This is a genomic window from Chromobacterium sp. CCUG 76385, assembly GCF_059916625.1.
Window position 1 is genome coordinate 1 of record NZ_JAUCGU010000035.1, and the last position, 15,552, is coordinate 15,552.

The window sequence follows — 15,552 nt, forward strand, 5'->3', positions numbered from 1 at the left end:
GCGTCGGACTGCGCGCCTTGCTTCCGGCCCAAATCGGCGCAAACGCGATCCACTCACCAAACGTCAACAGCCCCTAGCGCCAAACGACTTGCATGCACAGAGACTCGGCGGAACGCCCGCCTAGCGGGCTTCCGCCCTACTTATAATCTCCCCACACCGCCTGCATGGCGCCGACGGCGGCCAGCGCCGCGGTTTCCGTGCGCAGGATGCGCGGACCCAGCTTCAGCGGCGTCCAGCCGGCGGCCAGGGCCGCGTCCTCCTCCGGCCCGGAGAAGCCGCCTTCCGGCCCCACCATCAGCCAGCTGCGCGCCGGCCACTCGGCCAATTGCGCCAGGCTCTTGTCGCCGCGCGGCGACAGGATCAGCCGGATATCGGCTTCCTGGCGCTGCGCCAACCACTCGTTCAGCGTCACGATAGGCAGCACCTGCGGCACCGTGTTGCGGCCGCTTTGCTCGCAGGCGGAAATCACGATCTCCTGCCAGCGCGCCACCCGCTTGTCGGCGCGCTCGCCGCTGAGCTTCACCACGGAGCGGCCGGCGGCGATGGGCTGGAACACCGCCACGCCCATTTCCACGCCCTTCTGCAGCGTGAACTCCATCTTGTCGCCGCCGGAAATGCCCTGTGCCAGGCCCAGCCACAGCGGGGTTTCACGTGAAACGTCGTCGAAGCGTTCGATGACGCACTGCGCGTCGCGCTTCATCACCGCCCCGAGCACGGCGTGATACTCGCCGCCGCGTCCATTGAACAAGGTGATGGCGTCGCCGGCATTCAGCCGCAATACTTGGATATGACGCACCACAGCATCGGGCAGGGACAGTTGCTGGCCGACCATGAGGTCGGCGTCCAGATAAAACCTTGGCATCGGATATTGAAAGTCGCTGTTGATACCGGTATTTTGCTAGGTTTGCTTCATTCGGCAAACCGCTTTTGCGCCGCGACGACGCATTTTTGCAGGAGAGACAGGATGCAGGTGCTAGAACAGGTGATGCGACTGGTGCGCGAAGTGGCGGCGCGCGAGGTCATGCCGCGCTTTTTGCACGTGGGCAAAAGCCGCAAGGACGACGGCACCCTGTTCACCGAGGCCGACCTGGCCTGCCAACAAGCGCTGCAACGCGGCCTGCCGGCCATTCTGCCGCATCCGGTGCTGGGCGAGGAGATGGAGCGCGAGGAACAGGATGCGCTGTGGGAGGCCAACCGCGACGGCCTGTGGGTGGTGGACCCGATAGACGGCACCACCAACTTCGTCAACGGCCTGCCGTATTTCGCCATCTCGGTCGGCCTGATGGTGGCCGGCAAGAGCGAGCTGGGCGTGATCTACAACCCGGTGTCGGACGAGATGTTCTACGCCCGCCGCGGCCTCGGCGCCTGGCTGAACGGCCACCGCCTGCCGCTGAAAACCATCAACAACTGCATCGGCGACGCCATCGCCAGCGTCGAAGTCAAGTATCTGCGTTCCGGCAAGCTGGCGGCGCGCATCGGCAGCGTGGCGCCGTGCGGCAGCCAGCGCAATATGGGCTCCAGCACGCTGGACTGGTGCTTTCTGGCGGCCGGCCGCTACGACCTGTATCTGCATGGCGGCCAGCGGCTGTGGGACTACGCCGCCGGCGCCGTCATCGCCGAGGAGGCCGGCGCCCGCCTGGCCAGCCTGAATACCGACGATTACTGGAGCGACGTGATCTGGAAGCGCTCGGTGGTGGCCGCCATCACGCCTGAACTGTTCTCGCAATGGCACCGCTGGGTGCGGGCCAATCAGTAAGCGCTATCTGAGCCGATTCCAGTTCAGAATGGCTTCCTTCTTGTTGTCGGCCTGCGCGCCGATGGCCGGGCAATTGCCGCGCTCCGGGTAGCGGCTGCACTGCACCCATAGCCGGCGCGAGCCGGCCTTCACCAGCATGCCGGGCGCGCCGCATTTGGGGCAGGGTTTCGGTGTCAGCGGAGCGGCGGTTTCTACCATGAGGGTTCTCCATGCAGACGGGGCAGCGCGGGCCCCGCAAGGCGGTCTTCATGCATTCAAGCTTAGCGGCTGCCCGCCATCTACGCCAAACGCGGCAATAGCGCCCGGCTGGCGCGCCAAGCCAGCCGATTGAGCGGCGTATCGCCATGCAGACGCATTCTTAGCCAGGCAATCAGCGCCGGCGCGATGCGCGGCAGCGCTTCCGCCGCGCAATGGCCCAGGCCGGCAAAACGCCACACCTCCGCTTGCGGCCAAGCGCGGAACACATCCGTTTCGGCTGCCGGCACATAGGGATCGGCCGCGCCATTCACCGCCAGCAAGGGCGCGCCAGCCCGGCTGTCCAGCAGTCCTTGCCGGCGCAGGGAAAACGACTGCAAGCAGGCCAGCGCCTCCTCAGCGGACGGCATGGCGGCCAAACCCAGCGCATGGGCGACAATGCCGCTCATACCGTTGGGCAAGGCGGCGGCGTAGTCCGCGTCCAGCTCCGCCGCTCCTATCAACGGCCCGCCCAAATCGACCGCCGCGTCCACCTCTCCCCGTAGCGCCAACTTGGCGGCCCAATGCCCGCCGAAGCTGATGCCCAGCAGCGCGCGCGGGCCACCTTGGGCGAAGCGGTCCAGCCACTCGCGATAATAGCCTTCCGAGTCGGCCCCCAGCGGCTGAGGATTCTCGCCGGTTCCCGGCATATCCACGGCCAAGACCCGGAACCGGCCGATCCGCGCCAATGCCAGGGCCAGTCTATGCAAGGCGATCTTGCCGGTATCGACGCCGCCGCTCAGACACACCAGCGGCCATGCGCCTTCGCCATGCGGTTGATACAGATGCGCCGCGCCCAGATCCGGCAGCTCCAAACGATCAAACCGACAAGCGAATCCGGCGGAGGCGCGCAGAAAATAGGCCAATTGCAGACGCTGCGCTTCGCGCCGCAAAGGCGTATTGGCCACCGGGAAACAGGCCGCGCCATACAGATGCGCCGCCAGCAGCCAGCGCCGCCGCGCGGTCGCCAGTTCCGCCTCGCGCGCCCATTCCCGGCACCATCCGCCGTCCCCTGCCCGCCAGACATCGACGATCCGGCTTTCCGCGCTCGCCATGCAGGCTTGGGGAATGCCCCAGCCGGCAAACTGGCGGCGGCGCTCGGCGAACAACTCGCGGCTATCCAAAGGAAAAGTGAACATGGCGGACTTGGCAGAATGTCGGACGCATAGTTAAGCATTGCCCATGGCGCGCGGACAACAAAAAACCGCATGCCGGATCGGCATGCGGTTCGCGTTCATGGCAAAACTCGGGAATCAGCGGCGGCGCGCCTTCATCTTGGCCTGCAAAGAGAGCGGGTAGCCTTGCTGCCGCACGAAATCGGCGACGAAGCCGCCCAGCAGCAGATGGGTGTGCGTGGTCGGGTGCAGATTGTCCCAGAACACATAGGCGTCGGCATTGGCGCACTCCGGCCGCGGCGTCTGCGCCGAAATATACGGCAGGCTGGCATTGGCGGCCACGTTCAGGCAGGACTGGGTGGTGTTGCTGACCTGGTACTTGCCCGGATTAGCCAACAGATCGTTGAACATGCCGTAAGCGTCGAACAGCCTGAGCTTGAGGCTGGCGCCATGTTTCTGCTGCAGCGTGGCCACCAGCGCCGTCAATTTGGCGTTGTAGTCCTTCACCTGCTGCGCCAGTTGCGCGGCCTTGCCGCCGTTGCTGCCGGACGGCGTGCGCGACAAGTCGGGCAGGTTCAGCACCACGATATTGCGGCCGCCGGCGGCGATGATCTTTTCCAGCGCCTTGCCCTGGTCGGCGATCACCTGGTCCACGCTGCGGCCGTAGTTCAGCAGGTCGTTGCCGCCTATCAGCATGGTGAACAGCGTGTTCTCCGCACGATAACCCGGCGCCTTCTGCATGTATTGCGTCCAGGAATCCACTTCCTGCAGCAGTCCCGGCACCACCAGGTGCTTGTCCGCCGCGGCGCCGCCTATCGCCCAGTTGTAGATCGGCAGCCCCAGCTGCTCGGCCAGATGCTCGACCCACACGCGGCCATTGCTGAAGCGGCCGATATACCAGCTCTGGGCGGTGGGCAGCTTCCACTGCGACGCGCCGTACATGTTCTGGGTATCGGACAGGCTGTCGCCGAACACGATCAGCTTGTTGATGGACGCGCCCTGCGCCGCGCTGTCCAGCGTCCAGATGGTGTGGTTGTACGACATGGCGTTGTTGGCGGCGGCCACCAGCGCCAACGGGCGATTGATGCCCTGCTTGGCCAGCGTGTTCTGGCACGCCGCGCGCAGCGCGTCCTGGCTGACCTCGCTGTAGAACATGTTTTTCAGCGCCACGATGCTGCCGGACCACCAGTAGCCGTTGACGCGGTAGTAATCGCCGCTGGAGGGGTCGGTCGCCCAGACATAACGGGTTTGCGGCTGGTTGGAGGCCGGGCTGACCCGGTAATAGCAACGCAGATAGGTGTAGGTCGTGCTGCCCTGTTGCGGTTTGGCCTGGCTGGCGGCGGCAGCCGCTTCGGCCTCGGACAGCGGCTTGCCGGCGGAAAGCACGCCGTCCAGTTCGTCGTTGGGGGGTTGCGGCGCCTGCGCCTGCGCCTGGCCGGCGGCCAGCAGGCCGGCCAGCAAGGTTGATGCGAAAAGTCGTTTCATGTATTCACCCGATACCTTGATCTTGTTGTCAGCGGGTGGTCCGGTTTGCCAATCGGTCGCGGCAAGGATTCCGCGCCTTACGTAAACCACACGCAACAATAGGATAACAGGCGTTTACATTTAAAATAAACCTGCAATTTTAAAGTTTTTCCAGGAGTTGCTGCGGCGGCGCCCGCTCCAGACAAGAAAAAACCGCTGCCGAAGCAGCGGTTTTGAAGGATGAGAACGGCGCTCAAACACTCAGCAATACGATCTTCAGCGGGTGTTTGCCGTCAGCGCTGGGGAAGTCGGCATCGGGCGCGATCCACTCCGCGGCGCGCACTTCGCGGCCGGCCTTGGCGGCGCTGCGCTTCAGCGACTCCAGCCAGGCATCGCCGTCGACTTCTGCAACATTATTGCAACAGATCAGCATGCCGCCGGGCGCAGTGGCCAGCAAAGCCGGCTTGAACAGCGCCTGGTAGTCGTTCACCAGGTCCACCACGCCAAACTGGCTCTTGGAGTAGCGCGGCGGGTCGAGAAACACCAGATCAAACTGGCGCGGCTCCAGCTTGGGGAAAGCCGGCATGCGCTTGCCGCGCACGCGGTCCGGCTGGCCGATGCCGGACAGCTGGCGCACGGCGGCGAAGACGTCGCTGTGCAGGCAGCGCGGGCGGGTGGCCAGCAGGTTCAGCTTGGCGTTGGCGCGGCCCACGCTGAGGCTGGATTCGGCAAAATCGACATTCAGCACGAAGCTGGCGCCGGCCTTGGCCGCCGCCACGCCCACGCCGCAGGTATACGCAAACAGGTTCAGCACGCTCTTGCCGTCGGCCAGCTGCATCACGCGGCGGCGCGCGGCGCGCAGATCGAGGAACAGCCAGGGGTCCTGCCCTTTGTGGCGCGCCTGGTAATGGAAGGCCACGCCGTTTTCGCGGATGGTGATGTCCTGTTCCGCCACCGCCTGCTCGGCCAGCGGCAAGGCGTTGCGGACACGGGAATTGGCCTCGCTGCGGTCGTTGTACACCAGCGTCAGCTCGGGCAGGGTCTGGCGGTAGTAGGCGCGGATTTCGTCCAGCTCCGCCTCCTCCAGCGAGCGGTGGAAGCTCTGCGCCAGGATCTGCTCGCCGTAGCGGTCTATGGTGAGGCCGGGCACGCCCTCGACGCTGCCGTGGAACAGGCGGTAGCAGTTGGTGTCTTCGGCGGCGAGGCGCGCTACGAGTTCGGCGCGAGCCGCGGCGGCGCGGCTGAGGAGTTCGGTCAGGCTGGACATGGGGGCTTTCGATTACGGTTCGGCCGGACCGGGGCGTTGCCCCGGCCGGTTCAAAACCGAATTGTAAGCCCTGGCGGACAACGCACCAAGCGCCGTCCGCCTAAGCGGGTCAATGCAGCGTCTTCAACAGCGGCATGGCGCCGGACGAGCTGAGGAAGTCCGCCACCGCGTTACCCAGCAACAGATGGGTATGCGTGGTCGGATGCAGCGTGTCCCAGAACACGAAGGCATCCGCATTGCCGCAATTGGCGCGCGGCGACTGTCCCTGCATATAGTTCAGCGCCGAATCGGTGTTGATGTTCAGGCAGGACTGAGTGGTGTTGCTGACTTGGTACTTGCCCGGATTGGTCAGCAAATCGTTGAACAGCCCATAGCTGTCGAACACCTGGATGTTGACGCCGTACTGCTGGTTCAGCGAGGCGGCCAATGCGGCCAGTTTCTGGTTGTAATCCAGCACCTGGGCCGCCACCGTGGCGGCGCCGCCCTTCAGCTGGTATACCGGGGCGCGCGACACATCGGGCAACTTCAACAGCAGAATGTTGCGGCCGCCAGCCTGGATCAGATTGGTCAGCGCCTGCTGCTGGCCGGCGATCACCTTGTCCGGCGTGCTGCCGTAGTTGACCAGGTCGTTGCCGCCTATCCACATGGTGAACAAGGTCGTGGCCGGGTTGTAGTTGGGCGCCTGCTGCATGTATTGCTGCCATGACTGCACCTGCTGCACCACGCCCGGGATCACCAGCTTCTGGGTGCTGACGCCGGCCCCGCCTATCGCCCAGTTGTACAGCGGCAGCTTCAAACGCGACGCCAGGTACTCCGCCCACACCGGTCCATTGCTGAAATGGCCGACATACCAGCTGTTGCGATTCGGCAGCGTCCATTGCGAGGCGTTGTAGACGTTCTGGTTGTCAGACAAGCTGTCGCCGAAGGCGACGATCTTGTTGATCGCACTGCCTTGGCCTGCCTGGTCATTGGTCCACACCGTGTAGTTGAACGACATGGCGTTGTCGGCGGCGAACACCATCGCCGGCGGCTGTTGGATGCCTTTCTTGGCCAAGGTGCTCTGGCAGGCCGAGCGCAGCGCGTCCTGCGTCACGTCGCTGTAAAACATGTTCTTCCAATCGAACAGCCCGCTTCCCCACCAATGGCCGTTCAGCCGGTAGTAGTCGCCGCTGGACGGGTCGAGCGCCCACACGTAGTCGGTAGTTGGTTGGGTATTGGCGCCGGAGGTGCGGTAATAACAGCGCACATAGGTATAGGTCGCGGGTCCCGGCACGGACAGGGCGCCCAGTCGCGCCGTGGCCGTCTTGGCCTTGGGCAGCCCTTGCTTCAGCAGCTGCTCCCGGCTCAGCGGGCCGGACGGCGACAGGATGTGGGCGTAGCGGGCGTCCGGCGCCACATCGGCATTCCCGGCAAAGGCAGGCGCGGCCAGCGCGACGCCCAACAGCAACCATGCTTTCATGCGTTCTCCTCGTGATGAGTGGTGGGTACGGCATCGAAGGGATAGACACAACCACAGCAACAGCACAGTAGAAAGGAAATATGAAATTTGTATATCCGGCCAGGGTTTGCCGTAAGAAATAGATCAAACACTCGACTGACTGTCGTGATCTCGCCAGCGCAGCATCAGTCCGCTGTCGATTCGATTTGCATATGCCATAGTAAGAAAACCACTGCCCAGGAGAGCTGCCATGCAAGCCAATCGCGAACTGCTGAAAACTCTGTACACCATGGCCATGCTTGTTGAGGCGCGCGACGCCTATACCGGCGGCCATCTATGGCGCGTATCGCGCTATAGCCTGCTGCTGGCGACGGATCTGCAGCTGCCGCAGGAAGAAGTGGAACGCATCGCGCTGGGCGGCTTTCTGCATGATCTGGGCAAGATAGGGGTGCCCGACGCGGTGCTGAACAAGCCGGACAAGCTGAGCGACGAAGAATACGCGGTGATCAAGACCCACCCGCAAGTCGGCGCGGATTTGTTGCTGGACCATCCCCTGGCCGACCTGGTGATAGACGCGGTGCTCAGCCATCACGAAACGCCGGATGGCCGGGGCTACCCCAACCAACTCAGCGGCAAATCCATCCCTTTGGCGGCGCGCATCGTCGGCATCACCGATGCCTTTGACGCGATGACCAGCAGCCGGCCCTACCGCCAAGGCATGCAGGCGGAGAAAGCGCTGGCCATCATCGAGGCAAACCGCGGCGGCCAGTTCGACGCCGAGTTGGCCGACCGCTTCGTCGCCTTGGGCCGCGCCGGCAAGCTCGACCATGTGCTGGGGCACAGCGAACCGGGCGTACCCATGCAGTGCTGTCTGTCCTGCGGCCCCATCATCGCGGTGCCGTCGGACGCCTCGGATGGCGAAGACATCTACTGCCCGGCCTGCGGCGGCGGCTATCGCCTGAGCAAGCACAGCGGCGGGCAGTCGCTGACGCCGTCGGGCAAGCGCGATCTGGTGAAGGCGCGCCAGCCCCGCGCCAACAACCATCTGATAGACAAGTTATTGGCGGAAAACCAGAAGCTCAACAGCCGCAAACGTCCTGGCCTGCTGGAAATGCTGTTCGGTTGAAGACGGCCGGCATATGGGTCATATGATTTGCCTCAAGAATGCGCATGGTATAAATTGAAATCACCATTCATGCCGCAATCTCTGGCAGAGGCCCACCATGCACACACTCCACCCCACGCTGCAACCGTGGTTGGAACAGTTCAATCGAATAGCCGCGCAGAAAATCGCCAGCGGCTACAAGGCCACGGCCATCGGCGCGCGCGAGGCGCTGGCGCAACTGACCGCGCAGATGGTCGGACCCGGCCCCGATATCGCCTGGGTCAACGATGACCTGGTGCCCGGCCGCGATTACAGCGTGCCGGTGCGGATCTACCACCCAGCCCCGGAGCAGCCTTTGCCGGTGCTGGTCTTCCTGCATGGCGGCGGCCACATGGCCGGCAGCGTCAGCGTTTACGACGGCATCAGCCGGCGGCTGGCGGCAGCCAGCCGCCACATCGTGGTGGCGGCCGAATACCGGCTGGCGCCGGAAAACCCTTATCCCGCAGGTTTGAACGACGCCTGGTCGGTGGCCAAGGGGGTTTGGGACGTGCTGGAGCAGCGCCAATTGCGTTTCCAACGGCGCCTGGCGCTGGCCGGAGACTCCGCCGGCGGCGCGCTGTGCGCCAGCCTCAGCGGCAAGGCGCAGCAAGATGCCTCGCTGGAGATCGCGCGCCAGGTGTTGATCTATCCCTGCGTCGATTACACGCTGACGCAGCCATCGGTGAAGGAAAACGGCGAGGGCTACTTCCTCACCGCCAGCCGCACCGCCTGGTATTTCGACCAGTATTTCCAGCACGGCGAAGACAGGCGGCAGGCGTCGCCGCTGTATTGGCCGTGCAGCGCGAAATTGCCCACCACGCTGGTCATCACTGCCGGCTTCGACATCCTGCGCGACGAAGGCCAACAGTACGCGCGCCAGTTGCAGGCCGCCGGCGCGGCGGTGGCGCAACTGCATCTGGACGACCAGATGCACGCCTTCCTGAACATGGAAGCGCTGGTGCCGGAAGCCTGCGCCCTCGCCTATCGCCGCATCGGCGAATTCCTCAACGCCGACTGAACCGCGTCGGCCGGCGCGCCGGCTGCCGTCGCGCCATCATGGCGCCGGATAGTTCTCCGGGCAGAAATGGCGTTCGGTCAGTTCGATCAGGATGTGCAGCACCTTGATATGCAGCTCCTGCACCCGGTCGGCGTAATGGCCCCCCGGGGTGTTGACGAAGACGTCGGCCAGCGGCTCCAGCCTGCTGCCGGCGCGGCCGGTCAGGATGATCACCTTCATGCCCAGCTCGCGCGCCACTTCGGCGGCGCGGATGACATTGCGGCTGTTGCCGCTGGTGCTCAAGCCCAGCAGCACGTCCCCGGCCCGGCCGTGGCTTTCCAGATAACGGGCGAAGATTTCGTCATAGCCGTAGTCGTTGCCGACGCAGCTGATGTGGCTGGGATCGCTGATGGCAATCGCCGCCATGCCGCGGCGGTTGTCGCGGTAGCGGCCGGTCAGCTCCTCGGCGAAGTGCATGGCGTCGCACATCGAGCCGCCGTTGCCGCAGGAGAAAATCCGCCCGCCGCCAGCCAGCGCGTCGATGATGGTCTGTCCGGCGGACTCGATGGCGGACAGCGCCTGCGGGTTGGCCAGCAGATTATCGAGCGCGTTCTGCGCCTCGGCCAGGCTGGCCTGAATGTGGTTTTGCATGGTGCATCCTGATCTTGCGAAGTTGGCGACAGTTTACACCCAACGCCCCGGTGGTCCTCAGGCGATCTGCCGGCCAAACCACACCACCCGGCCGATGACCTCGAATTCGGCGCCGGCGCCGGCCAGATCGACGGTAAAGGTCTCATACAGCGGGTTGGCGCTCTTCACCTGCACCGCGCCGCCCGGCAGCCGCTGCAGCTGCTTGACGAAGATGTCGTCGCCGATGCGAATCACGAACAGCCCTTCGCCGGGATTGCGCTCGGCGGTGTTGACCAGGATGGTGTCCCGGTCCTCCAGCACGCCGCTCATGCTGTCGCCCTTGACGCTGATCACCGCCAGATCGCGCGGCGAGGCGTTCAGATAGTTCTTTACCCAGTAGCGGCGGAAGGCCATATAGAACATCGCCTGTTCGCCCGAGGCGCTGGTTCCAAAACCGGCCGACGCCTTCAAGTTATAACGCGGTATAAAACAGAACTCCTCATGCACGCCCGGCGGCACGAAATCGTCATCCGCGTCCAGCGGACGCGCCGTCCTGCCGCGCTCGCTCTCGCCCGCCGGCTCGGCAGACGCCGCCGTCTCGTCGCGCATCGCCCCTTCGCCGTGCAATAGCCAAGGCAGACGGCAGCCGCTGCTGGCGGCGATCTTCTGCGCCGTCGCCATCCTGGGCACGCCGCCCTTGTACCACATATTGGTGAAGGAGCCTTTATTGATGCCGATGCGCGCCGCCCAGGCGTATGGCTTTTCGGCGCCGATCAGCAGTTCCAGCCGCTGCTTGAAATCCGTAGCCTGCAGAGAATTTTCCATTTGGAACTCCATCAGTTGCATGTACCGCTGGATCGACCCCCCAGAGTACTATTCTTTTGTCATCTCGTCCAATAGAACTGACATGCGTAGTGACATCTCGCTGCTTGTTTAGTTCAAAATACCCGTCTAGAATAGCCACGAAATGACAAACCAGTTCCAATAATTATATTTTTACAGTTGAAACGTATACTTAAACTGATGACCAAGGCAAGTTAGTTCTAAAAAATCGCCCAATCATACCCGGCTGGCTGTCTTTGCCGCGATCAGAAAATTGTAACTTATTTAGAACTTACTGTCTCCCAAGGCCATTCGCGACCTCCTGGAGCTTCCGTGATGAATACTCTTGCGCAATATCCCGCCCTGCCTTCCACCATGCAACTGGTCGCCAAGCTGATCGGCATGCCTCGCACACTGCAGCTGGTGCAGGCGCTAGGCGGCACGACCCTGCCGTTCTCCAAGAATCAGAGCCGCGCCGGCCAGCTGCGCTTCGCCGCGCTGGTCGATGTGATCGGCCAGGAGGCCGCGGAACGGCTGACCCATCACTTCGGCGGCGACATTTTGTACATCCCGCGCTGCAGCCAGGCGCTGCGCCAGGCGCGCAATCAACAACTGATCCGCGACTTCGACGAATTGCTGGCTGACGGCCTGGGCGCCAATGAGGCGGTCGGCGTGCTCGCCATGCGCTACCACCTGAGCGACCGCATGATCTGGCGCGTGTTGAAAACGCCGCCGGCACCGGGAGAAGTGCATTGATCGTTTCCCGAACCTAGGAGAACCCGCATGGCCAGCCGCGCCATTTCCGATCTGCACCCGCAACTGCAACCGCTGGCCGAAACCTTCCTGCGACGCTGCCGCGACCACGGCGTTGATCCGTTGATCGTCTGCACCTGGCGCTCGGCGGCCGAGCAGGATGCGCTGTACCAGCAAGGTCGCGACAAACCCGGCTTGATCGTCACCTATGCCCGCCCCGGCGAATCCGCCCACAACGCCATGCTGTACGGCAGCCCGGCCGCGCGCGCCTTTGACGTCGTGCCGCTGGTTGGCGGCAAACCGGTCTGCGATGCCGACCATCCCCACTGGCAAACGATGGGGCGCATCGCCCTCGGCCTGGGCCTGTATTGGCATGGCCAACTGGACGCGCCCTACCGCGAATTCCCGCATTTTCAACTGTCACTGGAGCCCTGAGCATGCATCCCGCCGACCTGCTGTGCAGTCCGCGCAGCCGCCGCATCAGCCATAGCCGGCTGTGGGCCAACGTGGCCTGCGCCGCCGCCACCGCGATGTTCATCCGCGACGGCTGGCGCGGCGCGTTGACGCCTGACATCTGGCTGATCTACCTGGGCGTGGTGGGCGGCTATTCCGCCTCGCTGCGCATGATCGCCGCCTACCGCGACCGGAGCCAGCCATGATCAGCCTGTCCACCCTGCGCATCGGCGGCTGCCTGATGCTGCCCATCCTGTCGGCCGCGGCCGGTTATGCCGCGGGCAGCGCCCACAGCCGCCATGTCTGGCAGGCCGAAATGGCGGCCAAGCTTGCCGAACTGCAAGCCGATCACAGCCAGCAGCTGCAACAACAGCAGGCTGCCGCGCTGGCGCGGCAACAGCAATGGCGGCAACGCATGGACCAGCTGGAAGGCCAGCTGCTGGACAAGCAAAACGCGCTGCAAGCCCTGCGGCGTCAACAAACGCAAAGGATAGACGATGTCGCCCGCCACGATGGTCCCCGCTTTACTGGCCTTGGCCCTGACAGCCTGCGCCTCTACCGCCAGCTCCTCGGCTATCCCGCCGACCTGCCCGGCGCCCAGCCCCTATCTGCTGGATCTGCCGCCCAAGCCTCCGGCGCCGACGGCGGGCTACCGCCACCCGACCTCCTCGCTCACGCCGCCGACTACGGCGCCTGGTGCGGCGAGTTGGAGCAGCGCCTCCTCACCCTGAAACAACTCTTCACGCAACAGGAACCCCAACCATGAGCGATTTCTTTGATCGCGCCAGCGAACTGGAAACCGAATTCCGCGAACAGGCGCTGGCCCGCCATTTCCAGCAACTGCAATCCAGCGGCTACAGCCATTGCGAGGACTGCGGCGAAGCGATACCGGCCGCGCGCCGCGCGGCCATACCCAGCTGCACCCGCTGCGTGCAATGCCAGCAACAGGCGGAAGACTGAGAGGTTTCACGTGGAACAGGACAACCTGATGGCCTTGGGCCGGATAGAAGGCAAGCTGGACATGATCGTCGCCCACCTGGCCAAGCAGGACAAAAAGCTGGAAGAGCTGGACGGCCGGCTGCGCGACGTGGAAGTGCAGGCCGCCAAGAGCGGCGCCTTGTCCGGCGCCATCTCCGCGCTGCTGGTCGCCTTGGCCGGCGAGATGCTCAAACGCGTACTGCACTGACACCCCTCAACTTAGCCGCAAAGCGCTCCTCGCCGCACACTTCCCCCATCCCCGCATTCTCCAAGGAATGATCATGTCCATGCTGATCACGCTGCAAACCGCCATCGCCGACCGCCTGCGCCAGGGCATGGGCCAGATGGTGCGCGAAGTGGCCGCCGACCTCGATGAAACCGCCCTGTGCGGCCTGCAGCTGGCCCACGGCGACTACAGCAGCCGCCTCACGCCGGGCCAGGCCAGCCCCACGATCAACCCGCAGGCGCTGGCCCGGCTGCCGGCGCTGTGGACCGTGGCCGGTGGCATCGTCTCCAGCCAGCCGCAATCGAGCCAACGCCTGCGCTACAAGGCGAACGCGCTGTTCACCGTCATCGTCGGCGACCGCCTGCAAGCCGATGCCGCCTACAAAGGCGCCGGCGTCTGGCAGCTGGTGTACGCGGTGCGCCGCCTGCTGGCCTCGCAGGACTTCGGCCTCGCCGTCAATCCGCTGCTGCCGGAAAAAGTCCGCCCGCTGGGCCAGGCGGCGCGCGATGGCCAGCCGTGGAGCCTGGTGGCCTGCGACTTCAGCACCTACTGGCTGGACGAGGCGCTGGACAACGGCCACTGGCCCGCGCCGCAAGGCGACGCCGATCCGGACGCGCTGTTCCGCGCCTTCGGCGGCCGCCTGGAAGACCCAGCCAAACCCGCGCAAAGCGTGCAACTCAATTACAACGTCGCCGGTTCCTCCGGCGTCAAGGCCCAGGACGTCGTCAACGCCCCCAAAGCCTGAAGTCGCCTCGGCCTTTCCCCTCGCCGCGCCGCTCGGCGCGGCTCCTTTCCCAACCGCCAAATCAGGAGTTTTTCCTCATGGCCAGCCCCAACATCAGTTTCGACCAGATTCCGGCCTCGATCCGCAAGCCGGGCAAGTACTTCGAGTTCAACACCAAACTGGCGGTGCGCACGCTGCCGGGCAATCCGCAGCGCGTGCTGGTGATCGGCCAGCGCCTGGCCGATAGCGCCGCCCAGCCGGCGCTGGCCGCGCTGGACGTGTTCAGCGACGAGCAGGCCGCCCAGGCTTTCGGACGCGGTTCCTTCGCCCACCTGATGGCGCGCGCCGCCATCAACGCCAACCCCTACCTGCAGCTGACCGTGATCGCTGTCGATGACAATGCCGCCGGCGTGCCCGCGTCTGGCAGCTTCACCTTCAGCGGCCCGGCCACCGCCGCCGGCGTGCTGAGCCTGTACATCGGCGCCTCCCGCGTGGACGTCGCCGTCGCCGCCGGCGACGACGCGCCCAAGATCGCCGCCAACGCCCAGGCCGCGCTGGCCAAGCTGAGCGACCTGCCGATCACCGCGACCGCGGCCAAGGAAGTGCTGACCGTCACGGCCCGCCACAAGGGCAGCCTGGGCAACGCCATCGCGCTGAAGGCGCAGGAACAGATCGCCGGCCTCGGCGTCGTCATCGCCCCGATGAAGGGCGGCGCCGGCGATCCGGACATCGCGCCGGCCCTGGCCGCCGTGGCCAGCGGCGGCCATCAGATCATCGCCAGCCCGTTCACCGGCGATGCCGCGCTGACCGCGCTGCGCGCCCATCTGGACTTCGTGTCCGGCCCGCTGGAGCAGCGCGGCGCCATCGGCGTGATCGCCAGCACCGGCGCGTTGGCCGACGCCAGCGCCCTGTCCGCCAAGCTGGACAGCGGCCGCATCACCGCCGCCTGGTATCGCGGCTCCGCCAAGCTGCCGGGCGACATCGCCGCCGCCTACGCCGCGGTGATCGCCAGCGAGGAAGATCCGGCCCGTCCGCTGAACACGCTGGAGCTGCCAGGCCTGGACGTGGTGGACCTGGCCTACCGCACCACCCGCACCGAGCAGGAAAGCGCGCTGTACAACGGCGTCACGCCGCTGGAAGTGGCCGCCGGCAACCGCGTGCAGATCGTGCGCGCCATCAGCACCTACACCAAGGACGCGCAGGGCGTGGACGACGCGTCGCTGCTGGACATCACCACCATCCGCACCCTGGACTACGTGCGCCGCGCCTGCCGCGAGCGCATCGCGCTGCGCTTCCCGCGCGAAAAGCTGTCCGACCGCACGCCGTCCAAGGTCCGCTCCGAGCTGCTGGACGTGCTGTACAAGCTGGAAGAACTGGAAATCATCGAACAGGTGGAGGCCAACAAGGCCGGCCTGATCGTCGAACGCGACCTGCAGGACGCCAACCGTCTGGACGCCAAAATCCCGGTGGACGTGGTCAACGGCCTGCATGTGTTCGCCGGCCGCATCGATCTCTTGCTGTAACCCCCTCCGCTTTGCCGGACGGCGCCGC

19 protein-coding genes are annotated in these 15,552 nt (G+C 65.1%); 11 read left to right on the forward strand and 8 right to left on the reverse strand.

All coding sequences use genetic code 11. From position 1 onward, the window contains the following. Window positions 1-136: 136 nt before the first annotated feature. Entirely contained in the window at window positions 137-862 is a 726-nt protein-coding gene (locus QUG01_RS17235; protein ID WP_500831168.1) for a 16S rRNA (uracil(1498)-N(3))-methyltransferase, read from the reverse strand. Window positions 863-964: 102 nt separating this feature from the next. Here QUG01_RS17235 and QUG01_RS17240 point away from each other — a divergent pair, with 102 nt between their 5' ends. Next, window positions 965-1,756: an inositol monophosphatase family protein gene (locus QUG01_RS17240; protein ID WP_500831169.1), complete on the forward strand. Its 792-nt coding sequence runs from the start codon at window positions 965-967 to the stop codon at window positions 1,754-1,756. Window positions 1,757-1,759: 3 nt separating this feature from the next. On the opposite strand, the gene QUG01_RS17245 is transcribed toward QUG01_RS17240, so the two are convergent. The 5 genes from QUG01_RS17245 to QUG01_RS17265 all read right to left on the reverse strand — a co-directional run bounded on the left by QUG01_RS17245 (window position 1,760) and on the right by QUG01_RS17265 (window position 7,295). Next, window positions 1,760-1,954, reverse strand: a complete 195-nt coding sequence (locus QUG01_RS17245; protein ID WP_500831170.1) for a Lar family restriction alleviation protein — start codon at window positions 1,952-1,954, stop codon at window positions 1,760-1,762. A gap of 80 nt (window positions 1,955-2,034) precedes the next feature. Further along, the gene (locus QUG01_RS17250) at window positions 2,035-3,129 is read right to left on the reverse strand and encodes an alpha/beta fold hydrolase (protein ID WP_500831171.1); all 1,095 of its coding nucleotides are present in this window, start codon (window positions 3,127-3,129) and stop codon (window positions 2,035-2,037) included. Between the two features lie 114 nt (window positions 3,130-3,243). Continuing rightward, window positions 3,244-4,590: an SGNH/GDSL hydrolase family protein gene (locus tag QUG01_RS17255; protein WP_500831172.1), complete on the reverse strand. Its 1,347-nt coding sequence runs from the start codon at window positions 4,588-4,590 to the stop codon at window positions 3,244-3,246. A 232-nt stretch (window positions 4,591-4,822) separates the two neighbouring features. Next, the gene (locus QUG01_RS17260; protein WP_500831173.1) at window positions 4,823-5,836 is read right to left on the reverse strand and encodes a class I SAM-dependent rRNA methyltransferase; all 1,014 of its coding nucleotides are present in this window, start codon (window positions 5,834-5,836) and stop codon (window positions 4,823-4,825) included. A 109-nt stretch (window positions 5,837-5,945) separates the two neighbouring features. Then, complete coding sequence (locus QUG01_RS17265; RefSeq protein WP_500831174.1) at window positions 5,946-7,295, reverse strand: SGNH/GDSL hydrolase family protein; 1,350 nt, start codon at window positions 7,293-7,295, stop codon at window positions 5,946-5,948. A 229-nt stretch (window positions 7,296-7,524) separates the two neighbouring features. On the opposite strand from QUG01_RS17265, the gene QUG01_RS17270 reads away from it, so the two are divergent. Then, window positions 7,525-8,400, forward strand: coding sequence for an HD domain-containing phosphohydrolase (locus QUG01_RS17270; RefSeq protein ID WP_500831175.1), 876 nt, complete (start codon window positions 7,525-7,527; stop codon window positions 8,398-8,400). Between the two features lie 97 nt (window positions 8,401-8,497). Further along, the gene (locus QUG01_RS17275; RefSeq protein WP_500831176.1) at window positions 8,498-9,436 is read left to right on the forward strand and encodes an alpha/beta hydrolase; all 939 of its coding nucleotides are present in this window, start codon (window positions 8,498-8,500) and stop codon (window positions 9,434-9,436) included. A gap of 36 nt (window positions 9,437-9,472) precedes the next feature. Here the strand turns inward: QUG01_RS17275 and gmhA are convergent, their stop codons facing one another. Next, window positions 9,473-10,066 carry a D-sedoheptulose 7-phosphate isomerase gene (gene gmhA / locus QUG01_RS17280; protein ID WP_500831177.1) on the reverse strand — a complete coding sequence of 198 codons (594 nt, stop codon included), beginning with the start codon at window positions 10,064-10,066 and terminating at the stop codon, window positions 9,473-9,475. A 57-nt stretch (window positions 10,067-10,123) separates the two neighbouring features. Continuing rightward, window positions 10,124-10,870, reverse strand: coding sequence for a S24 family peptidase (locus QUG01_RS17285; RefSeq protein WP_500831178.1), 747 nt, complete (start codon window positions 10,868-10,870; stop codon window positions 10,124-10,126). A gap of 333 nt (window positions 10,871-11,203) precedes the next feature. Here QUG01_RS17285 and QUG01_RS17290 point away from each other — a divergent pair, with 333 nt between their 5' ends. The 8 genes from QUG01_RS17290 (at window position 11,204) to QUG01_RS17325 (ending at window position 15,524) form a co-directional block, all read left to right on the forward strand. Beyond that, window positions 11,204-11,623 carry a Mor transcription activator family protein gene (locus QUG01_RS17290; RefSeq protein WP_043625680.1) on the forward strand — a complete coding sequence of 140 codons (420 nt, stop codon included), beginning with the start codon at window positions 11,204-11,206 and terminating at the stop codon, window positions 11,621-11,623. Window positions 11,624-11,650: 27 nt separating this feature from the next. Beyond that, window positions 11,651-12,055, forward strand: a complete 405-nt coding sequence (locus QUG01_RS17295) for a M15 family metallopeptidase (RefSeq protein ID WP_103318868.1) — start codon at window positions 11,651-11,653, stop codon at window positions 12,053-12,055. 2 nt (window positions 12,056-12,057) lie between these two features. After that, the gene (locus QUG01_RS17300) at window positions 12,058-12,279 is read left to right on the forward strand and encodes a hypothetical protein (RefSeq protein ID WP_103318866.1); all 222 of its coding nucleotides are present in this window, start codon (window positions 12,058-12,060) and stop codon (window positions 12,277-12,279) included. Further along, a complete protein-coding gene (locus QUG01_RS17305) occupies window positions 12,276-12,839 on the forward strand; it encodes a hypothetical protein (RefSeq protein WP_500831179.1) in 564 nt (187 codons plus the stop codon). Before QUG01_RS17300 ends, QUG01_RS17305 begins: the two co-directional genes overlap by 4 nt. Next, entirely contained in the window at window positions 12,836-13,033 is a 198-nt protein-coding gene (locus tag QUG01_RS17310) for a TraR/DksA C4-type zinc finger protein (RefSeq protein ID WP_043625671.1), read from the forward strand. The genes QUG01_RS17305 and QUG01_RS17310 overlap by 4 nt, the downstream gene beginning before the upstream one ends. Before the next feature lie 10 nt (window positions 13,034-13,043). Beyond that, window positions 13,044-13,259 (forward strand): hypothetical protein, encoded by a 216-nt coding sequence (locus tag QUG01_RS17315; RefSeq protein ID WP_071110672.1) that lies wholly within the window; start codon window positions 13,044-13,046, stop codon window positions 13,257-13,259. 73 nt (window positions 13,260-13,332) lie between these two features. Then, complete coding sequence (locus tag QUG01_RS17320; protein WP_500831180.1) at window positions 13,333-14,022, forward strand: DUF1834 family protein; 690 nt, start codon at window positions 13,333-13,335, stop codon at window positions 14,020-14,022. Between the two features lie 77 nt (window positions 14,023-14,099). Beyond that, window positions 14,100-15,524, forward strand: a complete 1,425-nt coding sequence (locus tag QUG01_RS17325; RefSeq protein WP_500831181.1) for a phage tail sheath subtilisin-like domain-containing protein — start codon at window positions 14,100-14,102, stop codon at window positions 15,522-15,524. Window positions 15,525-15,552 lie beyond the last annotated feature (28 nt).

Excerpts from the sequence above, each read along its gene's own strand:
- QUG01_RS17235 (WP_500831168.1), bottom strand. The coding sequence starts at position 862 with ATGCCAAGGTTTTATCTGGACGCCGACCTCATGGTCGGCCAGCAACTG.
- QUG01_RS17240 (WP_500831169.1), top strand. The coding sequence starts at position 965 with ATGCAGGTGCTAGAACAGGTGATGCGACTGGTGCGCGAAGTGGCGGCG.
- QUG01_RS17245 (WP_500831170.1), bottom strand. The coding sequence starts at position 1,954 with ATGGTAGAAACCGCCGCTCCGCTGACACCGAAACCCTGCCCCAAATGC.
- QUG01_RS17250 (WP_500831171.1), bottom strand. The coding sequence starts at position 3,129 with ATGTTCACTTTTCCTTTGGATAGCCGCGAGTTGTTCGCCGAGCGCCGC.
- QUG01_RS17255 (WP_500831172.1), bottom strand. The coding sequence starts at position 4,590 with ATGAAACGACTTTTCGCATCAACCTTGCTGGCCGGCCTGCTGGCCGCC.
- QUG01_RS17260 (WP_500831173.1), bottom strand. The coding sequence starts at position 5,836 with ATGTCCAGCCTGACCGAACTCCTCAGCCGCGCCGCCGCGGCTCGCGCC.
- QUG01_RS17265 (WP_500831174.1), bottom strand. The coding sequence starts at position 7,295 with ATGAAAGCATGGTTGCTGTTGGGCGTCGCGCTGGCCGCGCCTGCCTTT.
- QUG01_RS17270 (WP_500831175.1), top strand. The coding sequence starts at position 7,525 with ATGCAAGCCAATCGCGAACTGCTGAAAACTCTGTACACCATGGCCATG.
- QUG01_RS17275 (WP_500831176.1), top strand. The coding sequence starts at position 8,498 with ATGCACACACTCCACCCCACGCTGCAACCGTGGTTGGAACAGTTCAAT.
- gmhA (WP_500831177.1), bottom strand. The coding sequence starts at position 10,066 with ATGCAAAACCACATTCAGGCCAGCCTGGCCGAGGCGCAGAACGCGCTC.
- QUG01_RS17285 (WP_500831178.1), bottom strand. The coding sequence starts at position 10,870 with ATGGAAAATTCTCTGCAGGCTACGGATTTCAAGCAGCGGCTGGAACTG.
- QUG01_RS17290 (WP_043625680.1), top strand. The coding sequence starts at position 11,204 with ATGAATACTCTTGCGCAATATCCCGCCCTGCCTTCCACCATGCAACTG.
- QUG01_RS17295 (WP_103318868.1), top strand. The coding sequence starts at position 11,651 with ATGGCCAGCCGCGCCATTTCCGATCTGCACCCGCAACTGCAACCGCTG.
- QUG01_RS17300 (WP_103318866.1), top strand. The coding sequence starts at position 12,058 with ATGCATCCCGCCGACCTGCTGTGCAGTCCGCGCAGCCGCCGCATCAGC.
- QUG01_RS17305 (WP_500831179.1), top strand. The coding sequence starts at position 12,276 with ATGATCAGCCTGTCCACCCTGCGCATCGGCGGCTGCCTGATGCTGCCC.
- QUG01_RS17310 (WP_043625671.1), top strand. The coding sequence starts at position 12,836 with ATGAGCGATTTCTTTGATCGCGCCAGCGAACTGGAAACCGAATTCCGC.
- QUG01_RS17320 (WP_500831180.1), top strand. The coding sequence starts at position 13,333 with ATGTCCATGCTGATCACGCTGCAAACCGCCATCGCCGACCGCCTGCGC.
- QUG01_RS17325 (WP_500831181.1), top strand. The coding sequence starts at position 14,100 with ATGGCCAGCCCCAACATCAGTTTCGACCAGATTCCGGCCTCGATCCGC.